26 protein-coding genes are annotated in these 22,857 nt (G+C 44.6%); 16 read left to right on the top strand and 10 right to left on the bottom strand.

Annotated elements, in window-relative coordinates:
- Positions 1-81: 81 nt before the first annotated feature.
- Genes UWK_RS08380 through aroL form a run of 3 tightly spaced genes read right to left on the bottom strand, consistent with a single transcriptional unit; the run spans position 82 to position 3,328 of the window.
- The gene (locus UWK_RS08380) at positions 82-1,704 is read right to left on the bottom strand and encodes a glycogen synthase (protein WP_015403935.1); all 1,623 of its coding nucleotides are present in this window, start codon (positions 1,702-1,704) and stop codon (positions 82-84) included.
- Positions 1,705-1,709: 5 nt separating this feature from the next.
- Complete coding sequence (aroC, locus tag UWK_RS08375; RefSeq protein WP_015403934.1) at positions 1,710-2,789, bottom strand: chorismate synthase; 1,080 nt, start codon at positions 2,787-2,789, stop codon at positions 1,710-1,712.
- A 5-nt stretch (positions 2,790-2,794) separates the two neighbouring features.
- Positions 2,795-3,328 carry a shikimate kinase AroL gene (aroL, locus tag UWK_RS08370; RefSeq protein WP_015403933.1) on the bottom strand — a complete coding sequence of 178 codons (534 nt, stop codon included), beginning with the start codon at positions 3,326-3,328 and terminating at the stop codon, positions 2,795-2,797.
- A 114-nt stretch (positions 3,329-3,442) separates the two neighbouring features.
- Here aroL and UWK_RS08365 point away from each other — a divergent pair, with 114 nt between their 5' ends.
- From UWK_RS08365 to UWK_RS08295, 15 genes are all read left to right on the top strand, one after another.
- Positions 3,443-3,808, top strand: coding sequence for a hypothetical protein (locus UWK_RS08365; protein ID WP_041916364.1), 366 nt, complete (start codon positions 3,443-3,445; stop codon positions 3,806-3,808).
- 31 nt (positions 3,809-3,839) lie between these two features.
- Positions 3,840-4,331 carry a GNAT family N-acetyltransferase gene (locus UWK_RS08360; protein ID WP_015403931.1) on the top strand — a complete coding sequence of 164 codons (492 nt, stop codon included), beginning with the start codon at positions 3,840-3,842 and terminating at the stop codon, positions 4,329-4,331.
- A gap of 204 nt (positions 4,332-4,535) precedes the next feature.
- Positions 4,536-5,225, top strand: coding sequence for a VIT1/CCC1 transporter family protein (locus UWK_RS08355; protein WP_015403930.1), 690 nt, complete (start codon positions 4,536-4,538; stop codon positions 5,223-5,225).
- 21 nt (positions 5,226-5,246) lie between these two features.
- Positions 5,247-7,439 (top strand): ankyrin repeat domain-containing protein, encoded by a 2,193-nt coding sequence (locus tag UWK_RS08350; RefSeq protein ID WP_015403929.1) that lies wholly within the window; start codon positions 5,247-5,249, stop codon positions 7,437-7,439.
- A 61-nt stretch (positions 7,440-7,500) separates the two neighbouring features.
- Positions 7,501-7,761 carry a hypothetical protein gene (locus tag UWK_RS08345; RefSeq protein WP_015403928.1) on the top strand — a complete coding sequence of 87 codons (261 nt, stop codon included), beginning with the start codon at positions 7,501-7,503 and terminating at the stop codon, positions 7,759-7,761.
- Positions 7,762-8,089: 328 nt separating this feature from the next.
- Positions 8,090-9,700 carry a bifunctional metallophosphatase/5'-nucleotidase gene (locus tag UWK_RS08340; protein ID WP_015403927.1) on the top strand — a complete coding sequence of 537 codons (1,611 nt, stop codon included), beginning with the start codon at positions 8,090-8,092 and terminating at the stop codon, positions 9,698-9,700.
- A gap of 198 nt (positions 9,701-9,898) precedes the next feature.
- Positions 9,899-11,062, top strand: coding sequence for an MFS transporter (locus UWK_RS08335; RefSeq protein WP_015403926.1), 1,164 nt, complete (start codon positions 9,899-9,901; stop codon positions 11,060-11,062).
- A 98-nt stretch (positions 11,063-11,160) separates the two neighbouring features.
- Positions 11,161-12,129, top strand: a complete 969-nt coding sequence (locus UWK_RS08330) for a DnaJ C-terminal domain-containing protein (protein WP_015403925.1) — start codon at positions 11,161-11,163, stop codon at positions 12,127-12,129.
- Positions 12,129-12,467: a chaperone modulator CbpM gene (locus UWK_RS08325; RefSeq protein WP_228130051.1), complete on the top strand. Its 339-nt coding sequence runs from the start codon at positions 12,129-12,131 to the stop codon at positions 12,465-12,467. Before UWK_RS08330 ends, UWK_RS08325 begins: the two co-directional genes overlap by 1 nt.
- Before the next feature lie 92 nt (positions 12,468-12,559).
- Positions 12,560-13,015 carry a glycine zipper domain-containing protein gene (locus UWK_RS08320; RefSeq protein ID WP_015403923.1) on the top strand — a complete coding sequence of 152 codons (456 nt, stop codon included), beginning with the start codon at positions 12,560-12,562 and terminating at the stop codon, positions 13,013-13,015.
- A gap of 1 nt (position 13,016) precedes the next feature.
- On the top strand, positions 13,017-13,421 hold the full coding sequence (locus UWK_RS08315) for a secondary thiamine-phosphate synthase enzyme YjbQ (protein ID WP_083907249.1): 405 nt from the start codon (positions 13,017-13,019) through the stop codon (positions 13,419-13,421).
- On the top strand, positions 13,408-13,683 hold the full coding sequence (locus UWK_RS08310; protein WP_153304867.1) for a hypothetical protein: 276 nt from the start codon (positions 13,408-13,410) through the stop codon (positions 13,681-13,683). Before UWK_RS08315 ends, UWK_RS08310 begins: the two co-directional genes overlap by 14 nt.
- A gap of 14 nt (positions 13,684-13,697) precedes the next feature.
- Positions 13,698-15,476 carry a UbiD family decarboxylase gene (locus UWK_RS08305; RefSeq protein ID WP_015403920.1) on the top strand — a complete coding sequence of 593 codons (1,779 nt, stop codon included), beginning with the start codon at positions 13,698-13,700 and terminating at the stop codon, positions 15,474-15,476.
- Between the two features lie 2 nt (positions 15,477-15,478).
- Complete coding sequence (locus UWK_RS08300; RefSeq protein WP_015403919.1) at positions 15,479-16,225, top strand: pseudouridine synthase; 747 nt, start codon at positions 15,479-15,481, stop codon at positions 16,223-16,225.
- A 186-nt stretch (positions 16,226-16,411) separates the two neighbouring features.
- Positions 16,412-16,693 (top strand): HU family DNA-binding protein, encoded by a 282-nt coding sequence (locus tag UWK_RS08295; protein WP_015403918.1) that lies wholly within the window; start codon positions 16,412-16,414, stop codon positions 16,691-16,693.
- 10 nt (positions 16,694-16,703) lie between these two features.
- On the opposite strand, the gene rimO is transcribed toward UWK_RS08295, so the two are convergent.
- The 7 genes from rimO to hemL form a co-directional block, all read right to left on the bottom strand.
- Positions 16,704-18,041, bottom strand: a complete 1,338-nt coding sequence (rimO, locus tag UWK_RS08290; protein WP_015403917.1) for a 30S ribosomal protein S12 methylthiotransferase RimO — start codon at positions 18,039-18,041, stop codon at positions 16,704-16,706.
- Positions 18,042-18,043: 2 nt separating this feature from the next.
- Positions 18,044-18,772 (bottom strand): nucleoside phosphorylase, encoded by a 729-nt coding sequence (locus tag UWK_RS08285; RefSeq protein ID WP_015403916.1) that lies wholly within the window; start codon positions 18,770-18,772, stop codon positions 18,044-18,046.
- A gap of 127 nt (positions 18,773-18,899) precedes the next feature.
- Positions 18,900-19,154 carry an ATP synthase F0 subunit C gene (gene atpE, locus UWK_RS08280; protein WP_015403915.1) on the bottom strand — a complete coding sequence of 85 codons (255 nt, stop codon included), beginning with the start codon at positions 19,152-19,154 and terminating at the stop codon, positions 18,900-18,902.
- Between the two features lie 90 nt (positions 19,155-19,244).
- Positions 19,245-19,967, bottom strand: coding sequence for a F0F1 ATP synthase subunit A (gene atpB / locus UWK_RS08275; protein ID WP_015403914.1), 723 nt, complete (start codon positions 19,965-19,967; stop codon positions 19,245-19,247).
- 11 nt (positions 19,968-19,978) lie between these two features.
- Complete coding sequence (locus UWK_RS08270) at positions 19,979-20,386, bottom strand: ATP synthase subunit I (RefSeq protein ID WP_015403913.1); 408 nt, start codon at positions 20,384-20,386, stop codon at positions 19,979-19,981.
- A 6-nt stretch (positions 20,387-20,392) separates the two neighbouring features.
- Complete coding sequence (locus UWK_RS08265; protein ID WP_015403912.1) at positions 20,393-20,647, bottom strand: AtpZ/AtpI family protein; 255 nt, start codon at positions 20,645-20,647, stop codon at positions 20,393-20,395.
- Between the two features lie 177 nt (positions 20,648-20,824).
- On the bottom strand, positions 20,825-22,111 hold the full coding sequence (hemL, locus tag UWK_RS08260; protein ID WP_015403911.1) for a glutamate-1-semialdehyde 2,1-aminomutase: 1,287 nt from the start codon (positions 22,109-22,111) through the stop codon (positions 20,825-20,827).
- 411 nt (positions 22,112-22,522) lie between these two features.
- Here hemL and trxA point away from each other — a divergent pair, with 411 nt between their 5' ends.
- Entirely contained in the window at positions 22,523-22,849 is a 327-nt protein-coding gene (gene trxA, locus UWK_RS08255) for a thioredoxin (RefSeq protein WP_015403910.1), read from the top strand.
- Positions 22,850-22,857 lie beyond the last annotated feature (8 nt).

Below are 22,857 nucleotides of genomic sequence, written 5' to 3'. Positions count from 1 at the left end.
AACCATTTGCTGCATTTTTTTTGTCATTCGTAATTCATTTAATCAGAATGAAGGCGTTATGAACAGCAGAATACGAACGTATCACCTGATTTTCTTCTTTTTCGCCCTCTTATAGAGCTCTAAATACTTTTTGCTGACCGTTGTCCAGGTGAATTGTTCATAAATCAGCTCCACCGCCTGACGCTGCATCCTACGGATTGCAGCAGGATCGGTCATATAAAGATTCAACGCCCACTTGATAGCCTCACTTAAAGTAAGGACACTCTGTTCAAGATAGGAAAAACCGGTCTTTCCATCCACAACTTTCACCAGGCCACCAACGGAATGAACAATAGGCAAATTTCCAAAAAGCTGGGCCATGAAATCAGTCAGGCCGCAGGGTTCGTACTGTGAAGGTATCACAAAGAAGTCTCCGGCAGCATATATCTTGTTGGCAAGAATGCTATCAAAACCGCAAAGAATACAAACCCGACCGATGTTTTCTTTCTTCTCAGCAAGACGAATAAGAATATCTTCATCGTGACGACTGCCGGTCCCGAGAAGTAGAAATTGAAAATCCGACCTCTCAGCAAGTAGTTTTTCAATAGCCCCGGTAAGTACAGCCACCCCCTTTTGAGCACTGAGACGGCCAACAAACGTAACAAGCGGCAGAGCGGGATCGCTCGTCAGATAGCCGGATTGCCGAACATTCTGAATCTTCCCGTCTTTCGTAAGCGACTGCAGCAGGGCAGTCTTACACTTCCGCTTTCCTTCAAGTGGAGCCTCTCCAAGAGGATCAAAGCTTGCGGCTATGTGCGTTTTCAAATGGTCTTTTGCTGAGAAGGCATCGGGATCTATTCCATTGGTAATTCCATCCAGAATGACGTTGCGTTCCAGCAGGGTGTGGCCAAGCCACCCGGTAAGATGATCATCAATGGTTTCCCGCAATTCCCTGGCATAATTTTCGCTCACTGTGTTCATTTCTGCATAGGGAGCCCCTGCGAGAAAGGGATCAAAACAGTCATCAAGCCTGAAGCGACGAACAAGAGACAGAGGAAGACCTGTGCTTGCGTGAGCAAAGGCAAGATCAGCAACCTCCTGGTGATATCCCTGCCCTGCGTTATGGACGGTCACCACACATCCGGTGCCACGAAAATAGTGGCGTAAACCGGATTGTTCAGAAATCATAGCCGGAAGAACCGCAGTGTGACCATCGTGGCAATGAATTATATCCGGACGGGCATCAAGGAGTATCATCAGGTCAATGGCGGCTTTCTGCAAGAGAATATTCATGGCAAAATAATCGATATGTCCCTCTCCCGTTTTCTGCCAGGAGAAGTTCTCCTCTTCCTCCGCTGTATAGGTGTATACATTCTGTTTTTCACGAAATCTCTCGGCATCGATCAAATAGATAGTAACCCGATCAAGCTTTGCCACCCACACCCTTACCTCTTCACGCCGTTCCTCTTCCGGGTAGTTCAGATCAACCTCGAACTGTAATATATGCCCGGGAGACTGAGGATCGTCCAGAAGATGAAAGCCCAGCTTTTCAGGGTTCATAAACCCATAACAGGGAAGAACAACATGAACAGAACGACCAGCCTCGCGGGCAAGAGTGACAGACAACTGGGAAACCACATCTTTCACCCCGCCTGCTCCTGCAAGACTGCCGTATTCCCGACTGAGCATCCAGATTTCGCGGATGAATATTTGTTTTCCTGCCATCTTTTTTACTCCGTTGGAAAAGCGATACTCATGTGCCGCAGCAGATGATCAACCAGGGTGAGACGTACCATGGCTTCACAGACAGGAATGATACGGGGAATGGCCGAGATATCATGCCTTCCACCCACCTGAATAGTTACTGCTTCATTGGCAAGATTAACACTCTGCTGCTTTTTTGAAATGGACGGAATGGGTTTCACGGCAACCCGGATAACAATTTCATTACCACTCGATATCCCGGCAAGGATTCCTCCGGCATTGTTGCCTTCAAATCCTTCGGGAGTTATCGCATCATTATTCTCAGACCCGAGCATATCTGCCACCTTGAACCCGGCACCAATCTCCACCCCCTTCACCGCCCCAATGGACATCAGACCGTGGGCAAGCTCTGCCTCAAGTTTATCGAAAACGGGCTCTCCAAGACCGGCGGGACAGTCGGCAACAATCTCCACGATTCCACCTAAAGTATCTCCCATTCTTCGAACTTCATCCACCCTCGCTTCCATCTTTTCAGCGGCAGCTGCATCGGGACAGAAAAAACGATTATCGTTAATTACTTCAAGATTTTTTTCGGTAATTTTCACCCCGCCCAAAGCAACAGTATAAGCGAGCACATCAATTCCAGCCTGTTCCAATACCTGCCTGGCCACCGCTCCCGCAGCAACCCGTGCCGCAGTCTCCCGGGCAGACGCGCGTCCGCCACCACGATGATCCCGGATGCCATATTTGGCAAGATAGCTGATATCCCCATGACCGGGACGGAAAATATCACGCAGAGTGTCATAGGACTTTGAATGGGCATCCTTATTATAAATTGCAAGTGAGATGGGTGTGCCGGTGGTACGCGGCAGATCTTCTCCTTCTGGGATAAAAATACCAGACAAGATCTCAAGCTGATCCGGCTCTTTACGGGGACTTGATGCTCCTCCCTGTCCAGGGCGCCGCCTGTCCATCTCAGCCTGTAAAAATGCAGGATCAAGGACAATCCCCGGAGGACAGCCATCAATTACAGCACCAACGCCTGTCCCATGCGACTCACCCCAGGTGGTTACCCGAAAGGCCTTACCAAAAGTATTTCCTGCCATCTTTTTTATTCCCTGTCTGTTGCTGTGCAGATCTGTTCAATTGCCTGAACAATCTCATCAACTGTCATCTTGCCGCTATCAATAATAAAGTCTGCGGTTTCACGGTATAGTGGGTTGCGTTCCGTCAAGACATCTTCCAGTTCCTGGCAGACATCTTTTCCTGTTAAACTTGGCCGTTGCCCCATGGAATTCTGATCTCCCGAAATACGTTCACGGAGAATTGCAGTATCAGCCTTCAACCAGATAACTATCCCAAGTTTTTTCAGCTCCAGCCATTGCTCACGATGAAGAATCGCACCGCCACCAGTTGCCACGACACAGGATTTTTGAAGACCCAGCTGACGCAACACGTGCTTTTCATGCTCTCTGAAGCTCTGCCACCCATCTCGGGCCACAATTTCAGCTACCGAACAACCACACTCATCAGTGATCAGAGTATCAGTGTCAAAAAATCTATACCCAAGCTTTCGGGCTAGCCTTACACCGATACTTGACTTCCCTACAGCCCGGCCACCAATAAGGTACACACTCTCTTTCATAAAAATTAATTCCCAGCGATTGAATATAGTATGCGTTAAGATAAATCTGTGTCAAGATAAGATCAAGGATGAAAGAGAAAAGGTAACATATCGCAAACCATCAGCAACTATACTGTGGATCATAAAAATATGTTTTTTACCCAGCACCTGACAAGAAAAGAAATTTTAATCACCTGGCTATTTGGAAGCATCCTCCTGATGCTCATCGTATCCGTAATATCCATGCTTACCCTGCACTTTACTTCACAACCAGATCCGACGCTACCCATACAGCCCATTGAGCACTTCTTCAGTATGGCATTTCGTGTTCCAGTTGGGTGGTTTCTATCATTTTTAACTCCCTTCGGGTGGGCCAACATTTTTTTCTTATGCCTGAGTATACTCACCAGACGCCAGACCCTGCTGACAGGCTCTGCTATTGCAACCGTCCTGTCTGGAATCTGGTGGCCAACAACCTATATCACTATGACAAACCTGTAACCTCATGTAAGGCAGCTGACGAATAGCTAGGATGCATTGCGAAATCAGAAATATCAAACCCGAGGATGATAAACACATTTGCCATATCATCAAAACGGTGGGAGCGGAATTTGGTGCCATAGGAGATGGGTTTGGCCCTTCTGATGAGGAAGTGGAATGTATGAGCCAGTACTACAAAGAAGCTGACAATGCTCTTTATCTGGTGGCGGTAAAGGATAATCAGCTTATTGGAGGAGGTGGCATTGCGGCCTTTCACAAAAGTACAACTATCTGTGAACTCCGAAAACTATTTTTACTACCGGAAAGTAGAGGGTTGGGAATTGGAAAAAAATTAACAAAGCTATGCCTCGAGTACGCACAATCGAGACAGTATCAGCAATGCTACCTGGACACCCTTTCTAATATGAAACCTGCGATAACACTCTATAAACGTTTTGGATTCAGACATCTACAAGAGCCGCTCAATGAAACAATTCACAGTGGCTGCGATGTCTGGATGCTCAAAGAATTACGGGAACCATAGGAGAAGAACCAGACTGGCGTCCAATTAGCTATTGGAGGCGGCGGCGCGTAACGGCTTCTTCCAACAACAAAATGGCCCCGACTGGCCCGCACGTCCGGTTTTTGGATAGCATCTACCTTACCCACTGCTCCACTATTGTCGTGGATCCATGGCCAGCCGTTAATTTAATACGGTTAGTGTTCACATAATCTACCGAGGCCACATATGAGTCACCATGAAATTCACCGTTCCCATCGTGTTGGCTGGCTACGTGCCGCTGTACTAGGTGCTAACGATGGTATTGTGTCCACTGCCAGTCTCATTATTGGTGTTGCCGCGGCCAATGCAACGCAGGAGAGCATTCTCCTTGCAGGAGTTGCGGGATTGGTTGCCGGGGCAATGTCAATGGCTGCGGGCGAATACGTATCTGTAAGCTCACAGTCAGATACCGAGAATGCTGACATAACACTTGAAAAGCGTTCGCTAGAGAATGATTTCGAATTTGAGAAAGATGAACTAGCACAAATTTACCAAAATCGAGGGCTTGATCCAGATTTGGCCAGAACAGTAGCAGAACAACTGATGGCTCATGACGCGCTCGGGGCACATACCCGAGACGAAATAGGAATATCGGAAAATGCTGGTGCACAGCCCGTGCAGGCTGCATTTTTTTCAGCAGGAACCTTTACAATTGGCGCAGCTCTTCCCTTGTTATTGGCACGGGTTGTTCCTGGATCTCAGTTAATAGCCGTGGTTGCTGGTTCCTCTTTATTATTTTTAGCATCCCTCGGTGCACTTGCCGCGCGAGCTGGCGGCGCCACTATTTTAATTGGTGCAATACGTGTAACTTTTTGGGGTGGACTCGCTATGGCCCTAACCGCAGGTGTTGGCCGGGTATTTGGAGTAGTGGCTTGATAGAGGTTCTTAGATAAAAAAATGGTACGTGTCTTGGCTTTTCGTTTGGCTTTATGTGAAATCACGAATATTAAAACGAACACCGACATCGAACTTATGGGACCTAAACAATTGTTTCCAAATCTTAAAATCATACTGATTATGCTGAATCAAGCTGCGAATATTTTAAATATAATTAAATTTTGTTTTATTTTCGGTCTATTTCTTCAATTCTTATTATCAGTTTCTCCCTCTTATGGGGAAAACAATGGACAACGCCCCTTCGTCTGGAGACAAGGTCGACCTCCTTCACCTATCCCAACTCTTAGTATTCCTCGGATTGCCCCACAGCCCGATAAATTAAAAAAAAGAAATATTGATTACCTACTTTTTAATGGCCCAAAAGAGACCTCTTCAAAACAGCAAGCTTTTACTCCGCTTATGAAAGTTGCCCAAAGCGGTAACCTCACAGGTGCCCGGCATATTATTGATGAAGGGGCATCAATAAATGCATTTACAGATACAGGGGTGACAGCTCTCATGCTTGCGGCTAAAAATGGTCATTTGGAAATCGTCAAACTCTTGTATGAACATGGAGCAGAAATAAACAGTCACTCGTTTGGTCCTATGGCAAATATGCCTCAAAAGAAAGGGCACCCAGGGAATCTAAATAATCAGATTTTTCTTCCATTTCAAATAGACCCCAAATACTATGATTCCACGGAAAATGGTTTCACACCTCTTACCCTGGCAATTTCATATGGACATAAGGATGTTGTTGAATTTTTTATTTCTGAAAACGCAGATTTAAATATGAAAGGATTTGGAGCAAGCCCACTAGCGGTTGCTCTTTACTATGGGCAACCTGAATTGGCCATCTCCTTGATACAAAATGGCGCTGAGTTGAATCAGTCCAAACAAATGGTTGGCCGTCAAGGAGATCTGTTTGAACAGTCGTTGCAAAGAAGATACTGGGATATAGCTACATTTTTCGTGGACAAAGGAGAGGAAGACTTAAATGCTATTGCCCCGAGAATAGCAGGTATTCCCCTTCTGCATTATTATGCAACTACTGAAGACACAACCGTAATTGAATTTTTATGTCAAAAAGGTGCAGACCCGAATTTAGTTGATACAAACGGTATGTCCCCGATTCTTTACGCATCGTGGAAAGGGAGACAACAAACTGTTAAGTTGCTACTCAGCCTTGGAGCCGACATTAATTCGGCCTGTCTGTCTGACAAAAAAACAATGTATTCTTCTGCCCCCGGTTCCACGCCGCTTATCCTTGCAATTCTCGAAAGGCATTTTGACCTTGTTAAATTTTTAATTAAGAATGGTGCTGATATTGATAAAGGGGATCAGCAAGGCATAACTCCTTTAGTACATACATTACGGAAAACATTTGAAGATACTTTGGGTTTAACGAGAAAGGTTGCAGAAAAAAACACAAAAGACTGTTTTGATCTAGCCGACTTTTTACTAAACAATGGCGCCAATATTAACGCACAAAATAATAAGGGTGATTCACCATTATTTGATGCAACTGCTTCCGGATCATTAGCAGTGATGGAGTATTTGATTACCAAAGGAGCAGATGTCAATCTTACAAACAATAAGGGGCAAACGCCTGTCATTATCGCCGTATCGAGAAAAAAAATCGAGAAAGTTCGTACCCTAATAAAGAGTGGCATCGCCGACTTAAACAAAAAAGATTTAAGAGGACAATCTCCACTGCGGTTGTCCATGGAAAACAAAGACGTTATGTGCGGAACCCTGCTTGTCAGTCATGGCGCTGATGTCAATGAAACCCTTGGAAACGGTGACCCTCTTCTGCTGAGGGCAGTTTCTCATAATATTTTTGATTTCGCAGAGCTTTTGATCGAAAAAGGGGCTGACGTTAATGCAACGGACAAAAACGGAAATACTTCCCTGATGGTGGCCTCTGAAAAAAGCAATTTAAGTATAGTAAAAAAATTGATCAGTCATGGTGCAAAGATCAACACACTAGATAATGCAGGCATCAATGCTTTTGCCCTCGCCAAGTTCAGTGGAGATCAAAGTATTATTCGTTATTTAGAAGAAAATGGTGCCGACACATCTGTCTGGGAGGCACATGTCTTACGGGTTAAATATTTACAGTCAACAAACATATTACCAAAAGATAACACTCCCAACGATTTTCATCCGAGACGAGTGTTGCTCTATATGAAAGTCAGAAAAATCTCAATGTAATCTATCAACTTACTTTCATGGAAAATTCACCACATCCCCATTTAATAACGATAGGATATATATGTCTATACCAGCACTCCTACTAGGAACTCTGTTCGTAGCAATTGGTATTTTTATGATTACCAAGGCGCGTGAAAAAATGACAGTTCTGAAAAAGTATGAATCAGAACATCGCTCTTCAGATGGAGGTGTTGAATTTCCAAATATAGAGTTATCGCGAACTCATACAGCAGATAAAGGGCTGTACACAGTTTTAAGTATTATTGGTTTTTTTGTCGGTTTTTTGGGAGTGTTGCTTTTGGTTGCAGGGGTTAACTCGTGATATTGAGCTAATATGGCTACCATGAAAACAAACAGACAATCAGGGACAAATCAGTTTTTTTGACGATATAAAAAACCTATAGTCTGCCCCCCAAATATCTACCTGATTACCACTAATCATCAGCCTACCCGTTTGAGGAGGAGTTGTTTCGTGTTGATTATATGGGCATCTGCGGCATGGACGGCCGCAGCAGAGCCCCCAGGGATGGGTTTATGGCGTCCCATATAATCGACACGGAACAACTCAGGGTTGCAAAGCTGAGTTTCGATGGTAATCAGGAATATCTATAATATGATTTTTTTTTGGAAACTTTAGCTAAGGGATCCCCATGCAATCCAAAACAATCTTTCTTTGTGCCACACTTATCACCTTTTCTCTCTATTGCTGCAATGGTGTTGCAGCATCAAACACCAAGCATCTCACATTCTTAGGAACTGCAGATTTACAGGGGCAACTTGAGCCTTCTTTAAGCTCAATTGATCTGGATGGCACTGGCAATAAGACCCAGGTGGTCGGTGGTATCAGTCGTATAGCTTCCATTATCAAGAAAACAAAAACTGAATCCAAAACCCCTGTCATTGTTCTATCATCCGGTGATGATTTAATGGGACGGTACTTTAATACTTTTCAGGGAAAGGCCATCATAAAACTTCTCAAGGTAGCAGGCTATGATATCTATGGTCTTGGCAACCATGAGTTTGACCATGGTTCAGGTATGCTTGGCGAGGCCCTCTCTGAAACAGACCTCACTACCCTGTGTTCTGACCTCAATATTAAAGGCACCGCACTTGACAACTCCTGCCTTACAATATTCATCACAGAATATGATGATATTCGTATTGGCTACTTCTCCTTAATGACTCCAGAGTTTGCCTACGTAACCAATGGTGGCGATGTCACCCTAAAAGAACCTACCTTTTCAATTGCTGAAGAAATGATCAGTTCCCTCAAGAAGGAAAATGTTGATATCATTGTAGCGGTTACTCATTTAGGAATTGACCTCGACAGACAACTGGCAGCTGGAGTGAATGGAATTGACATTATTTTCGGTGGTCATTCTCATGATTACCTGACACAGATGGAAACCATTAATGACACCCTTATTGTAAATGGTGGTGAAAAAGGAACGGCTCTGGTTCGCCTGGATATGGAACTCGATGCAAACAAGCGGCTTCTCCCCCTTTCTGCCAAGTATTCGCTGATTCCAATAGTTGCATCCATTCAGGAAGACCCCAACACCTCAGAACAGTTGAAACATTTCACAGATCAATTGCCTGGAGCAGTAATACTTGGGAGCACTGACAAAGAGTGGCATCTCGACAAGAAATCAGTCCGATCAGAGGAATCCAGTGTTGCTGACATGGTCAATGATCTTATTCTTGAAAAATTCAAAGTCGATCTGGTACTGAACAATGGTGGCGCATTCAGGGGAAACAAAGTTTACCCTGCCGGACCGGTGACAGACACCATGCTCTACGAAATAGATGCTTTTGAAAATGACATCTATTTGCTGAAAATTAAGGGTCAATACCTTCGTGAAATACTGGAGCACTCTGCTGCGTCTTTAGGAGAGGGCGGTTTTCTGCAAATTGCCGGTGCCAGGATCAAGATACAGACAAACGCCTCTGTACAAGAGATTACCGAGAAAAATGGAAAGTGGGAAGTGAACAAAAAAGGTAACCAATTAGTTACGATCCAGGTACGTAACAAGGACAACTCTTACAGTCCGCTGGATCCTGAAAAAACATACTCTGTGGCAACAAATGCTTTTCTTGCCAAGCATGAAGGAAACAAATATTACTGGTTTAACCAATATGGTCAGAATCAAACTAACACCTACACCACCCTCTACTCGATAATGTCCATGGCTATAACACAGAATAAGACCCTGAATCCTCCCGCCCCGGATGGTCGAATAATGCTTGTCACAGACAAGTAATTCTTAGATAAAAATGCTTTCCTAATTGCATTCAAATATCGTTATAAATATTGGCAATCCAAAAGAATCAGGCACACATAACCACGAATGGCCGCGTGCTATTTGTTTTTTTCTCCCCTTACTGTAGCCAACAACCGCACACAAGGCAGAGAACCGTGAGGACTCGCATTCACACCTTCACCTATAATAGAGACAACCATGCAAAACACAAAGCATTCTTCATTTAAAGCAGCAGAAATCCTCCTGCTTTCATTCTGCCATTTTATTCACGACGTATACTCGTCCTTTCTCGCTCCCCTTCTCCCCCTGCTGATCGATAAGCTTTCCATGTCACTGACACAAGCAGGTTTTCTCTCTGCAGTTATGCAGCTTCCCGCTCTGATGAATCCCTTTATCGGAATGCTGGCTGATAGGGCTAGTCTTCGCTATTTTGTTATTCTGGCACCCATGATGACAGCCATCCCCATGAGCCTGATCGGACTTGCGCCGACTTATGGAGTATTGCTCCTTCTCCTCTTTATTGCAGGAATCAGCATTGCCATGTTCCATGTACCCGCTCCCGTAATGATTGCCCGTATGGCCGGGTCACGAAAGGGTAGAGGAATGAGCTTCTTTATGACTGGTGGGGAACTTGCCCGGACAATAGGGCCATTGATTGCAGTGAGCGCAGTCTCTTTGCTTGGGTTTGAAGGGATCTGGCCTATTATGATCGTAGGTATTGCCGCCTCCGTCTGGCTCTTTGTACGGTTCAGAAATGTAGATCTTTCTTTTCATAATAACGGCAACAAGATCTCACTTATCACCACATTTAAAGAAATGCGACACATCCTTATGCCACTCACATTCATACTCCTGGCGCGTAGTTTTATGCACGGATCTATGACCGCCTTTTTACCCCTTTTTATTCAAAATGAAAGTGGCAGTATCTGGCTGGGCGGAATGGCTCTGATGCTGTTTGAGGCTGCTGGAGTTGCTGGCGTGCTAACTGCCGGGTCGCTCAGTGATTACCTAGGTAGACGACGGGTACTACTGATATCTCTGGTGGGAGCGCCATTGAGCGTTCTCCTCTTTGTGATCAGCAACGATTGGGTTCGGATGGTATCCCTGGTCAGTTGTGGTTTCATGATACTATCCACTACTCCGGTTATGCTCGCCCTGATTCAGGAACACGCAAAAAACTCTCCCGCAGCCGCCAATGGTATGTTTATGTTGATCGCTTTTATGGCTCGTGCATCAATGGTGGTTGTTATTGGCATGATAGCTGACCGGAGCGGACTACAATCAGCCTACCTTGTCAGTGCTGCAGTCGGATTGCTGGGTATTCCTTTTATTCTGATGCTACCCGGAAGAACAAGGTCTTAATAGTGCCGTACGATTTATTTCCTTTAATTTAGTCCAATATGCGGTAAAATACAGCCATGTACAGATAGAATCATGATCAAAACCACCCAGGACTGAATATGGAATTCAAAGACTACTACACAACCTTGGGCATTGATCGAAATGCCACTCAGGATGAAGTAAAACGGGCCTACAGAAAACTCGCTCGAAAGTATCATCCGGATATCAACAAGGAGGCCACAGCTGAAGGGCGTTTCAAAGAAATTGGTGAGGCCTACGAGGTTTTACAGGACGTAGAAAAGCGGGCTGCCTACGACAAATTCGGCAAAGACTGGAAGGCTGGTCAAGATTTTAAGCCACCGCCTAACTGGGATAATGGTTTTGAATTCACAGGTGGCGGATATACTGAGACCGACGCTTCTCAATTCAGTGATTTCTTTGAATCTCTTTTTGGCGCACAGAGAAAAGCGGAGGCAAGGCGACAGGGCCCATTTACCGGCCGACACAGTCGTTATTCAGGTAAAGGGCAGGATCTACACGCCAAAATAGTCATACAACTGGAGGACAGTTATCACGGCAGTAAACAATCACTCACCCTGCAACGCCCGGCTGTTGATGGCTCCGGCCACGTAACCACCCGTCCTCACACTCTGCAGGTTTCCATTCCAAAAGGAATTACTGCAGGCCAGCAGATTCGACTGGCTGGACAGGGTGCCGAGGGAATTGGCGGTGGCGACAATGGTGACCTCTTTCTCGAAGTGGCATTTGCAGCCCACAACTATTTTGTTCCCGATAATCGCGACATTCTGCTTACTCTGCCAATTTCTCCATGGGAAGCAGCACTTGGAGCTACCATCCCTGTTCCGACGCTCGGCGGAACTGTAGAGCTAAAAATACCACCAAACTCTCAGACGGGGAAAAAACTTCGACTCAAAGGCAGGGGCCTCTGTTCTACAAAACTGAGTGGTGACCAGTATGTGACTCTTGCCATCATGGTACCAAAACCCCTTACAGATGCCGATAAAGAGCTCTACAACCGTATGAAAAAAACCATGTCTTTTAACCCTCGCAGCCACCTTGGAGTATAATGATGACTACTGAACTCCAGTATACAATTATTGATGAAAACTGCGCATACAGCCTCCGTGAACTCTGCAATATCTGTAAGGTTCACGCCCAATTTGTTCAGGATCTTATTGATGAAGGGATAATCTCACCACAGGGACATGATCCTCGGGAATGGCGATTTGCAGCATTTGAAGTTAGACGAATCCAGATATCAATTCGCCTTCAGGAAGATTTACGAGTCAATCTCCCAGGCACCGCACTTGCCCTTGATCTGCTCGATGAGATAGAACAGCTGCGACGCAGTAAATTGCGTCTGGAGCAATTGTATGCGCTTAATAAAAAAATTGATCGATCCTGATTTCATCTTCGGATGATTGACAAACGAAAGGGCATGACTATTTGTTTTCACAACTATCTGAGTTTTCTTTCACCATTTCCAAGGAGTCCACAATGAAAAGTACTATTATTATTCCTGTTATCCTGAGCTTAACCCTTCTTTTATCCTCATGTGCCAATGGACCCAACAAAGCAGGAATGGGTGCCGTTGGTGGTGCTGCTGGTGGTGCCTTGATTGGTCAGGCTATAGGGCATAACACAGAAGCTACCCTCATAGGAGCTGCCGTTGGAACCATGCTTGGTTATATGATTGGTAACGAGATGGACAAATACGACAGAGAGCAACTTAATCACGTATATGAGCGTGGAGTTTCAGGGCAAACCAACGCCTGGCAAAACCCTGACAACGGAAACCAGTATCAGGTTACTCCTCAGCCAGCCTATACTAATCCATCCACAAACCAACCCTGCCGGCAAGCGCAAATCCAGTCAATAATTAATGGAAAAACGGAAACTGTCTACACCACCGCCTGCCGTGATAGCTATGGCCACTGGCAGCTGAAAAATTAATATGTATTCTGGCAACTTTACCATACCCACCAATAAGCATATGCACCTCCTTGACATCACAAGCGAGGTGCAGAAGCGGGTCTCAGAGACCGGAGTTGAGGAAGGAATATGCTATCTTTTCAATCCTCATACAACGGCTGGCCTGACGATCAATGAAGGTGCTGATCCGGACGTACGAAGGGATATCATTAAGGGATTAAAAGAAATTGTTCCGCTAGACTATCCGTTCAAACATATGGAAGGGAACTCACCTTCCCACATCATGGCTTCTCTGATGGGAGCATCACTTACCCTTATGGTAAGCAGTAGTCGGCTGCAACTTGGTACCTGGCAGGCCATTTATTTTTGTGAATTTGACGGTCCGCGCACCAGAAAAATTCATTGGAAGCTGCTTGCAACCAACTAACTCTTACCACTCATACTCCATGGATCTTGATCCCCATCAGATGTGCTTTGGCTTGAATATTGAGCATGACCGTAAATCAATTACCTGCTTTTTCCAGCTTATTGGCAGGCCTGAACTTGCCCAGACTCTTGCTAACAGGTTATCAAGTGAAGAGATTCAGGAGCTTGTTCATTATTTTACCGGTGTTCTCAAAAGCAATATGAGCGAAGATGAATACCATGAGCTGTTCCTTCTCGAACAGTCACCCCACCACCATAAATAAATTAAAGGTCGCCCATGGCACATGACATCCTCTACGACCTGCGCAGTTTCATCGAACTGCTGCGCCGCGAAAACCAGCTCCTTGTTATTGATGAAGAAGTTAATCCCGATCTGGAAATTGCAGAAATTCACCGCAGGGTCATTCATCGTCAGGGCCCTGCTCTTCTCTTTACAAAAGTGAAAGGAAGTTCGTTTCCGGTTATTACCAATCTCTTCGGTACCGCAAAACGACTCGAACTTGCTTTTGGTTCTCGGCCGCAAAATTTTGTCCGAGACCTTGTAAATCTCACCGAATCACTTATGCCGCTCAAGGCTAAAAAACTCTGGGATAATCGAAATCTCTTTATAGAGGGCCTGAAGATTGGTCTGAAAGAAAAAAAACATGGCCCTATCCTTGAAAATTGCCAATTACCACCCCGCCTTAGCAGTCTACCCATGCTCACATCTTGGCATAGTGATGGAGGAGCCTTCGTCACGTTGCCACTGGTCTACACTGAACATCCTGGTGGAAAGGGACACAATCTTGGTATGTATCGTATCCAACGCCATGATGACACTACAACCGGTATTCACTGGCAGATACACAAGGGGGGAGGCTACCACTATCACGAAGCAGAAAAGCTCAATCAACCACTACCGATGACCCTATACATAGGTGGCCCACCTGCGCTAATGCTTTCTGCCATAGCCCCACTTCCTGAAGATATCCCTGAACTGATGCTTACATCTCTGCTGATCGGCAAAAAACTTGATATGACGGCTGATCCAAAAGGTGGGCATCGGCTAGTTGCCAATTCCGAATTCGCAGTGCGGGGAGTAGTTCCTCCACATTTAAGAAAGCCCGAAGGTCCCTTTGGAGATCATTACGGATACAATTCGTTACAGCATGACTACCCAGTTTTTCAAGCATCTCATCTCTATCACAGAAACAACGCCATCTATCCCGCAACTATTGTTGGCCGACCAAAACAGGAAGATTATTTTATTGGTGACTTCCTCCAGGATCTGCTTTCACCACTTTTCCCACTGGTTATGAAAGGGGTCCGTGAACTGAAAACCTTTGGAGAAACTGGCTTTCATTGCCTGGCAGCTGCCCGTGTTGCTGATCGTTATCCTCGTGAGGCTTTTGCCTGTGGACTCAGAGTTCTTGGAGAAGGACAACTCTCCCTTACAAAATTTTTAATTCTCACCGATGGTGATATTGACATCACTAACTTCCCTGAACTATGGACTCATGTTCTTGAACGCATTCAATGGGATAGTGATCTCTTCGTTTTTGCAAATGTCTCACAGGATACGCTCGATTACACCGGACCTTCAGTGAATAAAGGATCAAAGGCCATGATGATGGGCCTCGGAAAAGAAAAGATACGAGAGCTCCCAACTGAATTTTCTGGGAACCTCCCAATACATTGTCAGAAAGCAAAGGCCTATCTTCCGGGAACGCTTGTCCTGGAGTCCACTGGATATGAAGAAAAGCCCGATCTTGCAGAACACATAGCTCAAGATCCTGCCCTCAGTAACTGGCCCGCAATACTGCTGGTAGATAACTGCGATGAAGCAACCTGCTCTGTCCAGGAATTTCTCTGGACATTTTTCACAAGATTTGAACCTGCCGCCGATATCCATGGTGCTGCCACCAGTGTTCAACGGTTCCATGTAGGTCTTACTCCACCCATTGTCTTTGACTGCCGCATGAAACCCTGGTACACAGATGTACTTGAAGTAGATGACGCCACCAAAAAACTGGTTGATTCCCGTATTCACCTGCTGCTGCCACCCAACCTCCGTTGATTATGAACAACAAACCTGTACGTCTCCAAAAGTTTCTTGCCATGGCTGGTATTGCTTCACGAAGAAAGGCGGAAGAATTTATCGCTGCAGGACGAGTAAAGGTCAATGGGACCATTTCAACCGCAATGGGCCAGCAGATAACCCCTGGAGTTCATAAAGTACTCTTTGATAACAAAAGGGTTGAAGTACGAGAAAAACTTATATACATCCTTCTCAATAAACCCAAAGGCTACGTAACAACACTTTCAGACCCCCAGGGACGTCCAATTGTCACCTCATTACTCCCAGGAATAAAAGAAAGGGTTTTTCCGGTTGGAAGACTCGATCTCGATACCGAAGGTGCTCTTTTACTCACGAATGATGGGGAGCTCGCCCAAAGCATTCTTCATCCCAAATTTGAAGTCCATAAAACGTATGAGGCGGAAGTAAAGGGGCTACCATCTGAACAGACAATACGATCTCTCGAGAAAGGCATATTGCTTGACGAAAAGAAGACTGCTCCAGCAAAACTACGAATTATCAGGAAAAATAATAGAAATTCTGTAATTATTATCACCATCCATGAGGGCCGGAAACGGCAGGTTAAAAAGATGTTTCAAATGGTTGGCCATCCTGTGCAATCCCTTAAACGTCTAGCCTATGGAGACCTTGGTCTGGATAACTTAGCTATTGGAAAATTTAAAATTCTCACCAAAAATGACATAAAAAGAATTTTTTCCAAAAAAAACCCTTTACAAACAAAAAAATAGCTGATTAAATTTGGATAGTTATCTGGTAAGATATATAGCTATACTACCCAAACGGGTGCAAAAGATTTTCCCCGACTATCTTTTTTTCACAAAGATATCGATGACAGTTTATTCTTATTAATTTTTTTATTTTATTAGAATACGGCAAGAACTGCAGTATTCGCTCTGAATGCACAGGAGTCAGGCATGAACAAATCTGAGTTAATTGAAGCGTTGTCCCAGGACATTGACCTGCCACACAGGGAAGCTGCGGCAATTACCAACACCATTATCGAAACCATGACCGAGGCACTGGCTAAGGGAGACAGTATTGAAATCAGAGGTTTTGGAAGCTTTGTCATTAAAAACTACGGCTCCTACGAAGGTCGCAATCCGAAGACTGGCGAGAAAATCAAAGTCAAACCAAAAAAACTCCCTTTCTTCAAAGTCGGGAAGGATCTACGTGAACAGGTAAACACGGGCAAATAGTTTTTTTGCCTCATCCCTCCTGAACAATCCCCCCTACCAGATCATATATTTGCGCTTCGGTGATACGTACTTTTACGATATCACCGGGGTTTGCAATACCATCATTGATATACACTATCCCATCTATATCAGGGGCCTGGTAAACCATTCGCCCCTCAAGAAGAAGATCTGTCTCCTGGCTAAGTCCCTCCACAAGCACTGGAACTATCTTACCAATGTATTTCTTCAGTATCTCTTCTGAAATCCCAGCCTGCAATGCGAGGATCCGTTCCATCCTTTCCAGTTTAACATCTTCAGCAACCTGATCTTTGAAAAATTCAGACCGTGCGCCCTCTTCATTAGTATAAGAAAAGACTCCTACATGGTCGATTTCATACTTTTCTAAAAATTGTTCCATTTTCCTGATATCACGTTCAGTTTCTCCTGGAAAACCTACCATCATCGTTGTTCGAAGAGCAATATCTGGGACCGAATTTCGTATCCCTTCAACGAATTTGCAAAGATCATCGTAGCCGTAACGACGATGCATATTTTTCAGAATCGGATCTGACACATGTTGAAAAGGGATATCCATATAAGGCAAAATTCTTTTCTCTGTTCGCATCAGCTCAAACAGTTCTTCAGTTACCCCTGATGGATAAAGATACATCAGACGCAACCATGGAATATTGGTTTCTTGGAGGATAGCTGTCAACAGACTGATAAGATTGCTCTTGGCCTCAAGGTCGTTGCCATAGGCAGTCAGATCCTGAGCAATCAGTGAAATCTCCTTAACACCACCAGCCTCTAGATGTTTAAGCTCTGCTATAATATCAGGAATGTTCCTGGAACGAAGATCACCTCTTATCGAAGGAATCATGCAATAGGTGCAGCGATTACTGCAACCCTCAGTAATTTTAACAGAACTTCTAAAAAAAGGAGTGGATAGGATGCGCGGCAGATTGGAGTTCATTAGAAAACGATCGGGACAGTAAGATCTCTCTGTCTGCTCACCGACCAATAATTTCTGCAGGAGGTGAGCAATCTCTCCAACACCTTCAGTACCCACTAAAAGATCAATTTCAGGCATATCCTTGCTGAGACCTGTAAGATAGCGCTGTACAAGACAACCCGTCACAACCAGAAATTTATTTTTATCTTTTTCTTTGTATTGAGCCAGCTCGAGTATTACCTCCAGAGCTTCTTCAACTGCTGGCTGAATAAACCCACAGGTATTAACAATAAGAACTTCAGCAGCAGAGGGGTCTTCGGAAAGTTCCCATCCGGCTTCATGCAGGATTCCAAGCATCACTTCAGAATCTACAAGATTTTTTGCACACCCAAGACTTACTAGATGAAAAGTCGCCATAATCAGGCCTCCTTAAAGCCTGATATTGCAACAATTACATTTAGAAGTTGCTTGATTTGTGCTTTACTTTTTCTTTTAAAAACCTTTCCTCCAAACCCTGGCCGCCAATCGTCCTGCCACAGTTCATCGGAGACAAGAAACAAAGAGGCAAAATCGATCTTTCTGAAATTCGCGACCGCACATAATGCGGAGTATTCCATATCCACAGCTCCAACATTAAATTTTTGAGCCAACTGCTGAAGCATCTTTTTGGACTCTCTATAAGGTGCGTCGGTGGACCAGAAGGATACAGTATCCCTGAGATCAAAAACTGACTTCATTGTAGTAATATACCTTTGCGATGGATCAGAAACATTGTCATTTGTGTAATATTGCGATGTACCCTCTCCCGAATAGGCGGCACCTCCAAGAACCGTGTCACCTACACACATATCGGGCCTGAGCGCACCACACCAGCCAGCCATGACTACCTTACAGGCCCCGAGCGCTATAAGCTTCTCAAGAACCATCACAGCCATTGGTGCCCCGACAGCCGGTCCTGCCACAAAAAAATCATTATCAGGACTCACAACCAATCCCGAATGGAACAAAAAGCGCTGATCTCCTCCCCTGTCAATAAGTGTCTGGAGTGCAACCCTTGCCTCGGTCGGATTAACAAAGAGAAGGCCGCATCGCGGAATAGTTTTTTCTCGGACTGCACGACTTGGGTGAATGATAATATCGTCTTCCATGGTCCCCTTTTAAGTACTTCACACATCATTAAACGCAAAAAGGCTGCAGATTACTCTGCAGCCTTTTAAAACTCAATGATTTGTTCGTCACAGCTTGCGCCGCCGAACAGATCAAACTGAAACCCAATTAGCCAATCAAAGGATTTGCATAAAGAAGGATCAGGGAAACAACCAGTCCATAAATAGCACAGGACTCAGCGAGAGCCATACCAAGGATCATGAAAACCATCAATTTAGGCTGTACTTCTGGGTTACGAGCAAGACCCATGGTGGCACCCTGTCCAACATTACCAATACCAATACCGGCACCAAGTCCAGCAAGTCCGATTGAAAGTCCAGCACCAATACAGATAAGTCCGAGCATCAAAGCATTTGATTCCATTGTAATTCTCCTTAAAAATTTTTGTTTGTTTGGCCTTCTTCTTAACTATATAAAAAAATCATATTACTTACTTCTTTGTTACCTGAGTTATCAGTGGGCATGCTCTTGAGCCTGACCGAAGTATACGACGGTGAGGAGAACAAAAACCATGGCCTGAACCAGGGAAACCAGTACACCAAGGAGCATGATTGGCAGTGGCGCGAAATAGGCACCAGCCAGCATAAAAAGAATTCCAAGGAGAGTCTCTTTAGCCATGATGTTACCGAAAAGACGAATGGAGAGTGAAAGCAACCGGGCAATGTTACTGATAAGTTCGATGGGTAACATCAATGGAATCAGAACCGGGATGGGTCCAAGGAAATGCTTGATATACCCAATACCATGAGCACGGAGTCCAATAATGTGATGGGTCACCCAAACGATAATCGTCAATGCCAGAGTAGTATTGATTGATGAGGTTGGAGACATAAAGCCGGGGATAAGGCCGATGAGATTACCTACTGCGATGTAAAGTGCAAAGGTCGAAATCATGGGGAAAAGTTTCTCGGTGAGCTCAGTGCCCATGTTGTCATTGAAGAAGTCATACATTCCTCCAACGAGTAGCTCCCAGAAGTTCTGTCCTTTACCGGGGATCATTTCAATATTACTGAGAGTCAGTTTACCAACAACCACCAGAAAAATCATAACGAACCAGGTATACGTCATATACGGTTCACATAATTTCTCCAGGAATGTATTGCCAATAGGACCGTGTGGAATTGGCAGTCCTAATTTCTCCAAAATCAGTGAAATAAATAGTATCGGATGTTCCATAACTCTCCCTCTTACCCCTTCCTTCTAAAAAAGTAGTGTCCTGCCACACTGAGCGTTGTCAGTATAATGGCAAAAACTACAGTTGATAGCCCCAGAAGCAACCCAATCACATCAGCCTTACCGCTCCTGATAAAGAACAGTAGAATCACAGCAATTAAAGCCAACCGGAGCCAAAATTTAACAATATAAACAGACTTACCACTTTGCTTCTTTTCTTGTCCCTCTTTAGGAGGTTCAAAAGTTTTTAGAAAAGAATCAATGTCTCGATGTCCCGAAAAAAAACTTGCAATGGCTATAACACCACCAACAAGTACCGACTGTGCAAAGGGCCATGACATAATCAACCATGCCCCGCCTGTCAGCACCACGAGAAATCCTATACTTAACGCCTGCACCTTCTTTAAAGAAATATCTAGCACAGCCGATCAACCTTCTGCATCCTCATCTTTTGGTTTAGCCGCCGGAGTCCGTAAAATATCAAACAAACTTTTAAATCCAGCACCTATCCCAAAAGCCAGGCCAATAAACGTAAACCAGGGTGACGTCTTTCCATCAAAGAAATGTTCATCAAGATAGATCCCCCCCCCTAAGCCTATAAAAATTGCGGCCACAAAGGTAAATCCAATATGCCCGTAATTTCCAAGCAGCTCCACCATCTCGGTGCTTAGTTTTTTAGCCATCCTTATCACCACCTTCCAACCCCGGCCCCGCTGAACAGTAAGTAAGCCAGGACAGGTGCCTTTAAAAAACCATCTTTTGCGAAACAACAATCATTTTCCAAGGCACTGAAAAACTCTGTGGCAATCGATCAAATTTGTTATCATGCCCATCGGCCAAAGTCAACGAATTTTTTGTTTTTAAGCCATATTTTTGAATGACCATTCAGTCATTTTAATGCCTTTTTCAAGGTCTTCCTGACTATGAGCTGCTGATATGAACGCAACCTCGAACTGTGATGGAGCAAGATAAATCCCTTTGGACAACATCTGCCTGTAATGGACGCCATAACGATCGGCATCGGCTTTCATTGCAGAAGTGAAATCAGTTACCGGACTCTCTGTGAAAAATCCAGTCATAAGTGAGCCAACCCGATTTAATGTTACAGGAATACCTGCACTTTCTGCAGCCCGATTCAGGCCATCTGCAAAAAATTCTGCCTTTTCATTCAACTCCTTGTAGAAATTATTCTGACGGAGCAGTTTAAGATTGGCAATCCCTGCTGCCATCGCCAAAGGATTCCCCGAAAGCGTACCGGCCTGATACACAGGACCATCAGGCGCAATCATATCCATTATTTCAGCCTTCCCACCATATGCCCCGACCGGCAGACCGCCACCAATGATCTTTCCAAGACAAGTGAGATCTGGCATTATATTGTAATACTCCTGCGCACCACCATAGGCCAGTCGAAATCCAGTTATCACCTCATCAAAAATAAGAACAATACCAAGTTCGGCAGTGAGATCCCGCAGTTTTTGCAGAAATGTTTTCGATGGGGCAACACAACCCATATTCCCAGCAACAGGTTCTACGATCACACAGGCAATAGTATCGGCTTTTGCTCGCAGGGTCTGCTCAAGAATTTCATCATCATTATAGGGAATGGAGATGGTGTTTTTCACTATATCCTCTGGCACTCCCGGGCTTCCCGGGATACCCAGGGTAATAACGCCAGAACCGGCTTTAATCAAAAATGAATCGGCGTGCCCATGGTAACATCCATCAAACTTTACAATTACATCTTTTCCGGTATATCCCCTGGCAAGCCTTACAGCACTCATAGTCGCCTCGGTTCCTGAGTTTACAAAGCGAACCTTTTCAAGTGAGGGAACTGCCTCAACTACCATGGAAGCAAGCGCCATCTCTTTCGTGGTTGGAGCACCAAACGACGTGGAATCTCCTGCCGTTTCTATAACGGCATCGACAATTTCCTTAGGTGCATGCCCATGGATCATAGGCCCCCATGAGCAGACAAAATCAATGTACTCATTTCCATCGACATCATATACCTTTGAGCCCTTGGCTTTTTGAATGAAAACCGGATCACAGCCTACGGAGCGACAGGCTCTGACAGGGCTGTTCACTCCACCAGGGATTACTTTTTTGGCCATTTCAAACATCTTTCCGGAAACAGTTGTGTTCATTTTAACTCCCATCTAATTTGTATTTTAACATTCCGTTACCCTGGTATCGATCTGTCAATTTATTACGAGAAAGTAAAACATACCATGACTTGTAGTCCCGGTAAACCGAAAGAAAACAGAAACAGGAACCCGAACCACTTTTTTCTCTTCTGCAAAGAAAAAGAACTAAAAGTAAGGCTCGAATCAGATTTTCAAACACTCACGAGCCACTAATCAACGTCCCACCTTGACCTTTTAGTATTTATACACATTGTATGCTGGAATTCCCCATGGACCACCCTTTACGTTCTCATATTTTTCTTGTCATGAAAAACGGCAAAGGGTACACTAATAAACTCATTAAATTAACATTTGTCTTCTTTTGCAAAAAGACAAGACGACTAAGAATTCTACTTGTATTGGAGAAACACAATGGCCAGTGATAAAGTAAAAGATGTAAGTGACGCTGATTTTTCATCTGTAACAGGTTCCGACACCCCATGTCTTGTGGATTTTTGGGCTCCCTGGTGCGGTCCATGTAAGGCTATTGGTCCTGTTGTCGAAGCTCTTGCCGAAGAGTATGAGGGAAAGGTAACTATCGTGAAAATGAATGTTGATGACAATCCCGAAACCCCTGGCAAATTTGGAATCCGTGCCATTCCAACTCTAATTCTTTTTAAGAGTGGCGAAAAAGTTGACCAGGTAACTGGTGCCGTCGGCAAAGCCCAACTCATTGAGCTTATCGAAAAAGCCTTATAAATAACACA

The sequence above is a fragment of the Desulfocapsa sulfexigens DSM 10523 genome (assembly GCF_000341395.1).
In the GTDB taxonomy this organism is placed as follows: Bacteria; Desulfobacterota; Desulfobulbia; order Desulfobulbales; family Desulfocapsaceae; genus Desulfocapsa; species Desulfocapsa sulfexigens.
Note: the sequence above shows the minus strand (reverse complement) of the source record. Positions and strands in the feature narration are given on the sequence as shown.

Bases quoted from the DNA above. Each gene is read 5' to 3' on its own strand.
- UWK_RS08380 (WP_015403935.1), bottom strand. From the start codon at position 1,704: ATGGCAGGAAAACAAATATTCATCCGCGAAATCTGGATGCTCAGTCGG.
- aroC (WP_015403934.1), bottom strand. From the start codon at position 2,789: ATGGCAGGAAATACTTTTGGTAAGGCCTTTCGGGTAACCACCTGGGGT.
- aroL (WP_015403933.1), bottom strand. From the start codon at position 3,328: ATGAAAGAGAGTGTGTACCTTATTGGTGGCCGGGCTGTAGGGAAGTCA.
- UWK_RS08360 (WP_015403931.1), top strand. From the start codon at position 3,840: ATGCATTGCGAAATCAGAAATATCAAACCCGAGGATGATAAACACATT.
- UWK_RS08355 (WP_015403930.1), top strand. From the start codon at position 4,536: ATGAGTCACCATGAAATTCACCGTTCCCATCGTGTTGGCTGGCTACGT.
- UWK_RS08350 (WP_015403929.1), top strand. From the start codon at position 5,247: ATGGTACGTGTCTTGGCTTTTCGTTTGGCTTTATGTGAAATCACGAAT.
- UWK_RS08345 (WP_015403928.1), top strand. From the start codon at position 7,501: ATGTCTATACCAGCACTCCTACTAGGAACTCTGTTCGTAGCAATTGGT.
- UWK_RS08340 (WP_015403927.1), top strand. From the start codon at position 8,090: ATGCAATCCAAAACAATCTTTCTTTGTGCCACACTTATCACCTTTTCT.
- UWK_RS08335 (WP_015403926.1), top strand. From the start codon at position 9,899: ATGCAAAACACAAAGCATTCTTCATTTAAAGCAGCAGAAATCCTCCTG.
- UWK_RS08330 (WP_015403925.1), top strand. From the start codon at position 11,161: ATGGAATTCAAAGACTACTACACAACCTTGGGCATTGATCGAAATGCC.
- UWK_RS08325 (WP_228130051.1), top strand. From the start codon at position 12,129: ATGATGACTACTGAACTCCAGTATACAATTATTGATGAAAACTGCGCA.
- UWK_RS08320 (WP_015403923.1), top strand. From the start codon at position 12,560: ATGAAAAGTACTATTATTATTCCTGTTATCCTGAGCTTAACCCTTCTT.
- UWK_RS08315 (WP_083907249.1), top strand. From the start codon at position 13,017: ATGTATTCTGGCAACTTTACCATACCCACCAATAAGCATATGCACCTC.
- UWK_RS08305 (WP_015403920.1), top strand. From the start codon at position 13,698: ATGGCACATGACATCCTCTACGACCTGCGCAGTTTCATCGAACTGCTG.
- UWK_RS08300 (WP_015403919.1), top strand. From the start codon at position 15,479: ATGAACAACAAACCTGTACGTCTCCAAAAGTTTCTTGCCATGGCTGGT.
- UWK_RS08295 (WP_015403918.1), top strand. From the start codon at position 16,412: ATGAACAAATCTGAGTTAATTGAAGCGTTGTCCCAGGACATTGACCTG.
- rimO (WP_015403917.1), bottom strand. From the start codon at position 18,041: ATGGCGACTTTTCATCTAGTAAGTCTTGGGTGTGCAAAAAATCTTGTA.
- UWK_RS08285 (WP_015403916.1), bottom strand. From the start codon at position 18,772: ATGGAAGACGATATTATCATTCACCCAAGTCGTGCAGTCCGAGAAAAA.
- atpE (WP_015403915.1), bottom strand. From the start codon at position 19,154: ATGGAATCAAATGCTTTGATGCTCGGACTTATCTGTATTGGTGCTGGA.
- atpB (WP_015403914.1), bottom strand. From the start codon at position 19,967: ATGGAACATCCGATACTATTTATTTCACTGATTTTGGAGAAATTAGGA.
- UWK_RS08265 (WP_015403912.1), bottom strand. From the start codon at position 20,647: ATGGCTAAAAAACTAAGCACCGAGATGGTGGAGCTGCTTGGAAATTAC.
- hemL (WP_015403911.1), bottom strand. From the start codon at position 22,111: ATGAACACAACTGTTTCCGGAAAGATGTTTGAAATGGCCAAAAAAGTA.
- trxA (WP_015403910.1), top strand. From the start codon at position 22,523: ATGGCCAGTGATAAAGTAAAAGATGTAAGTGACGCTGATTTTTCATCT.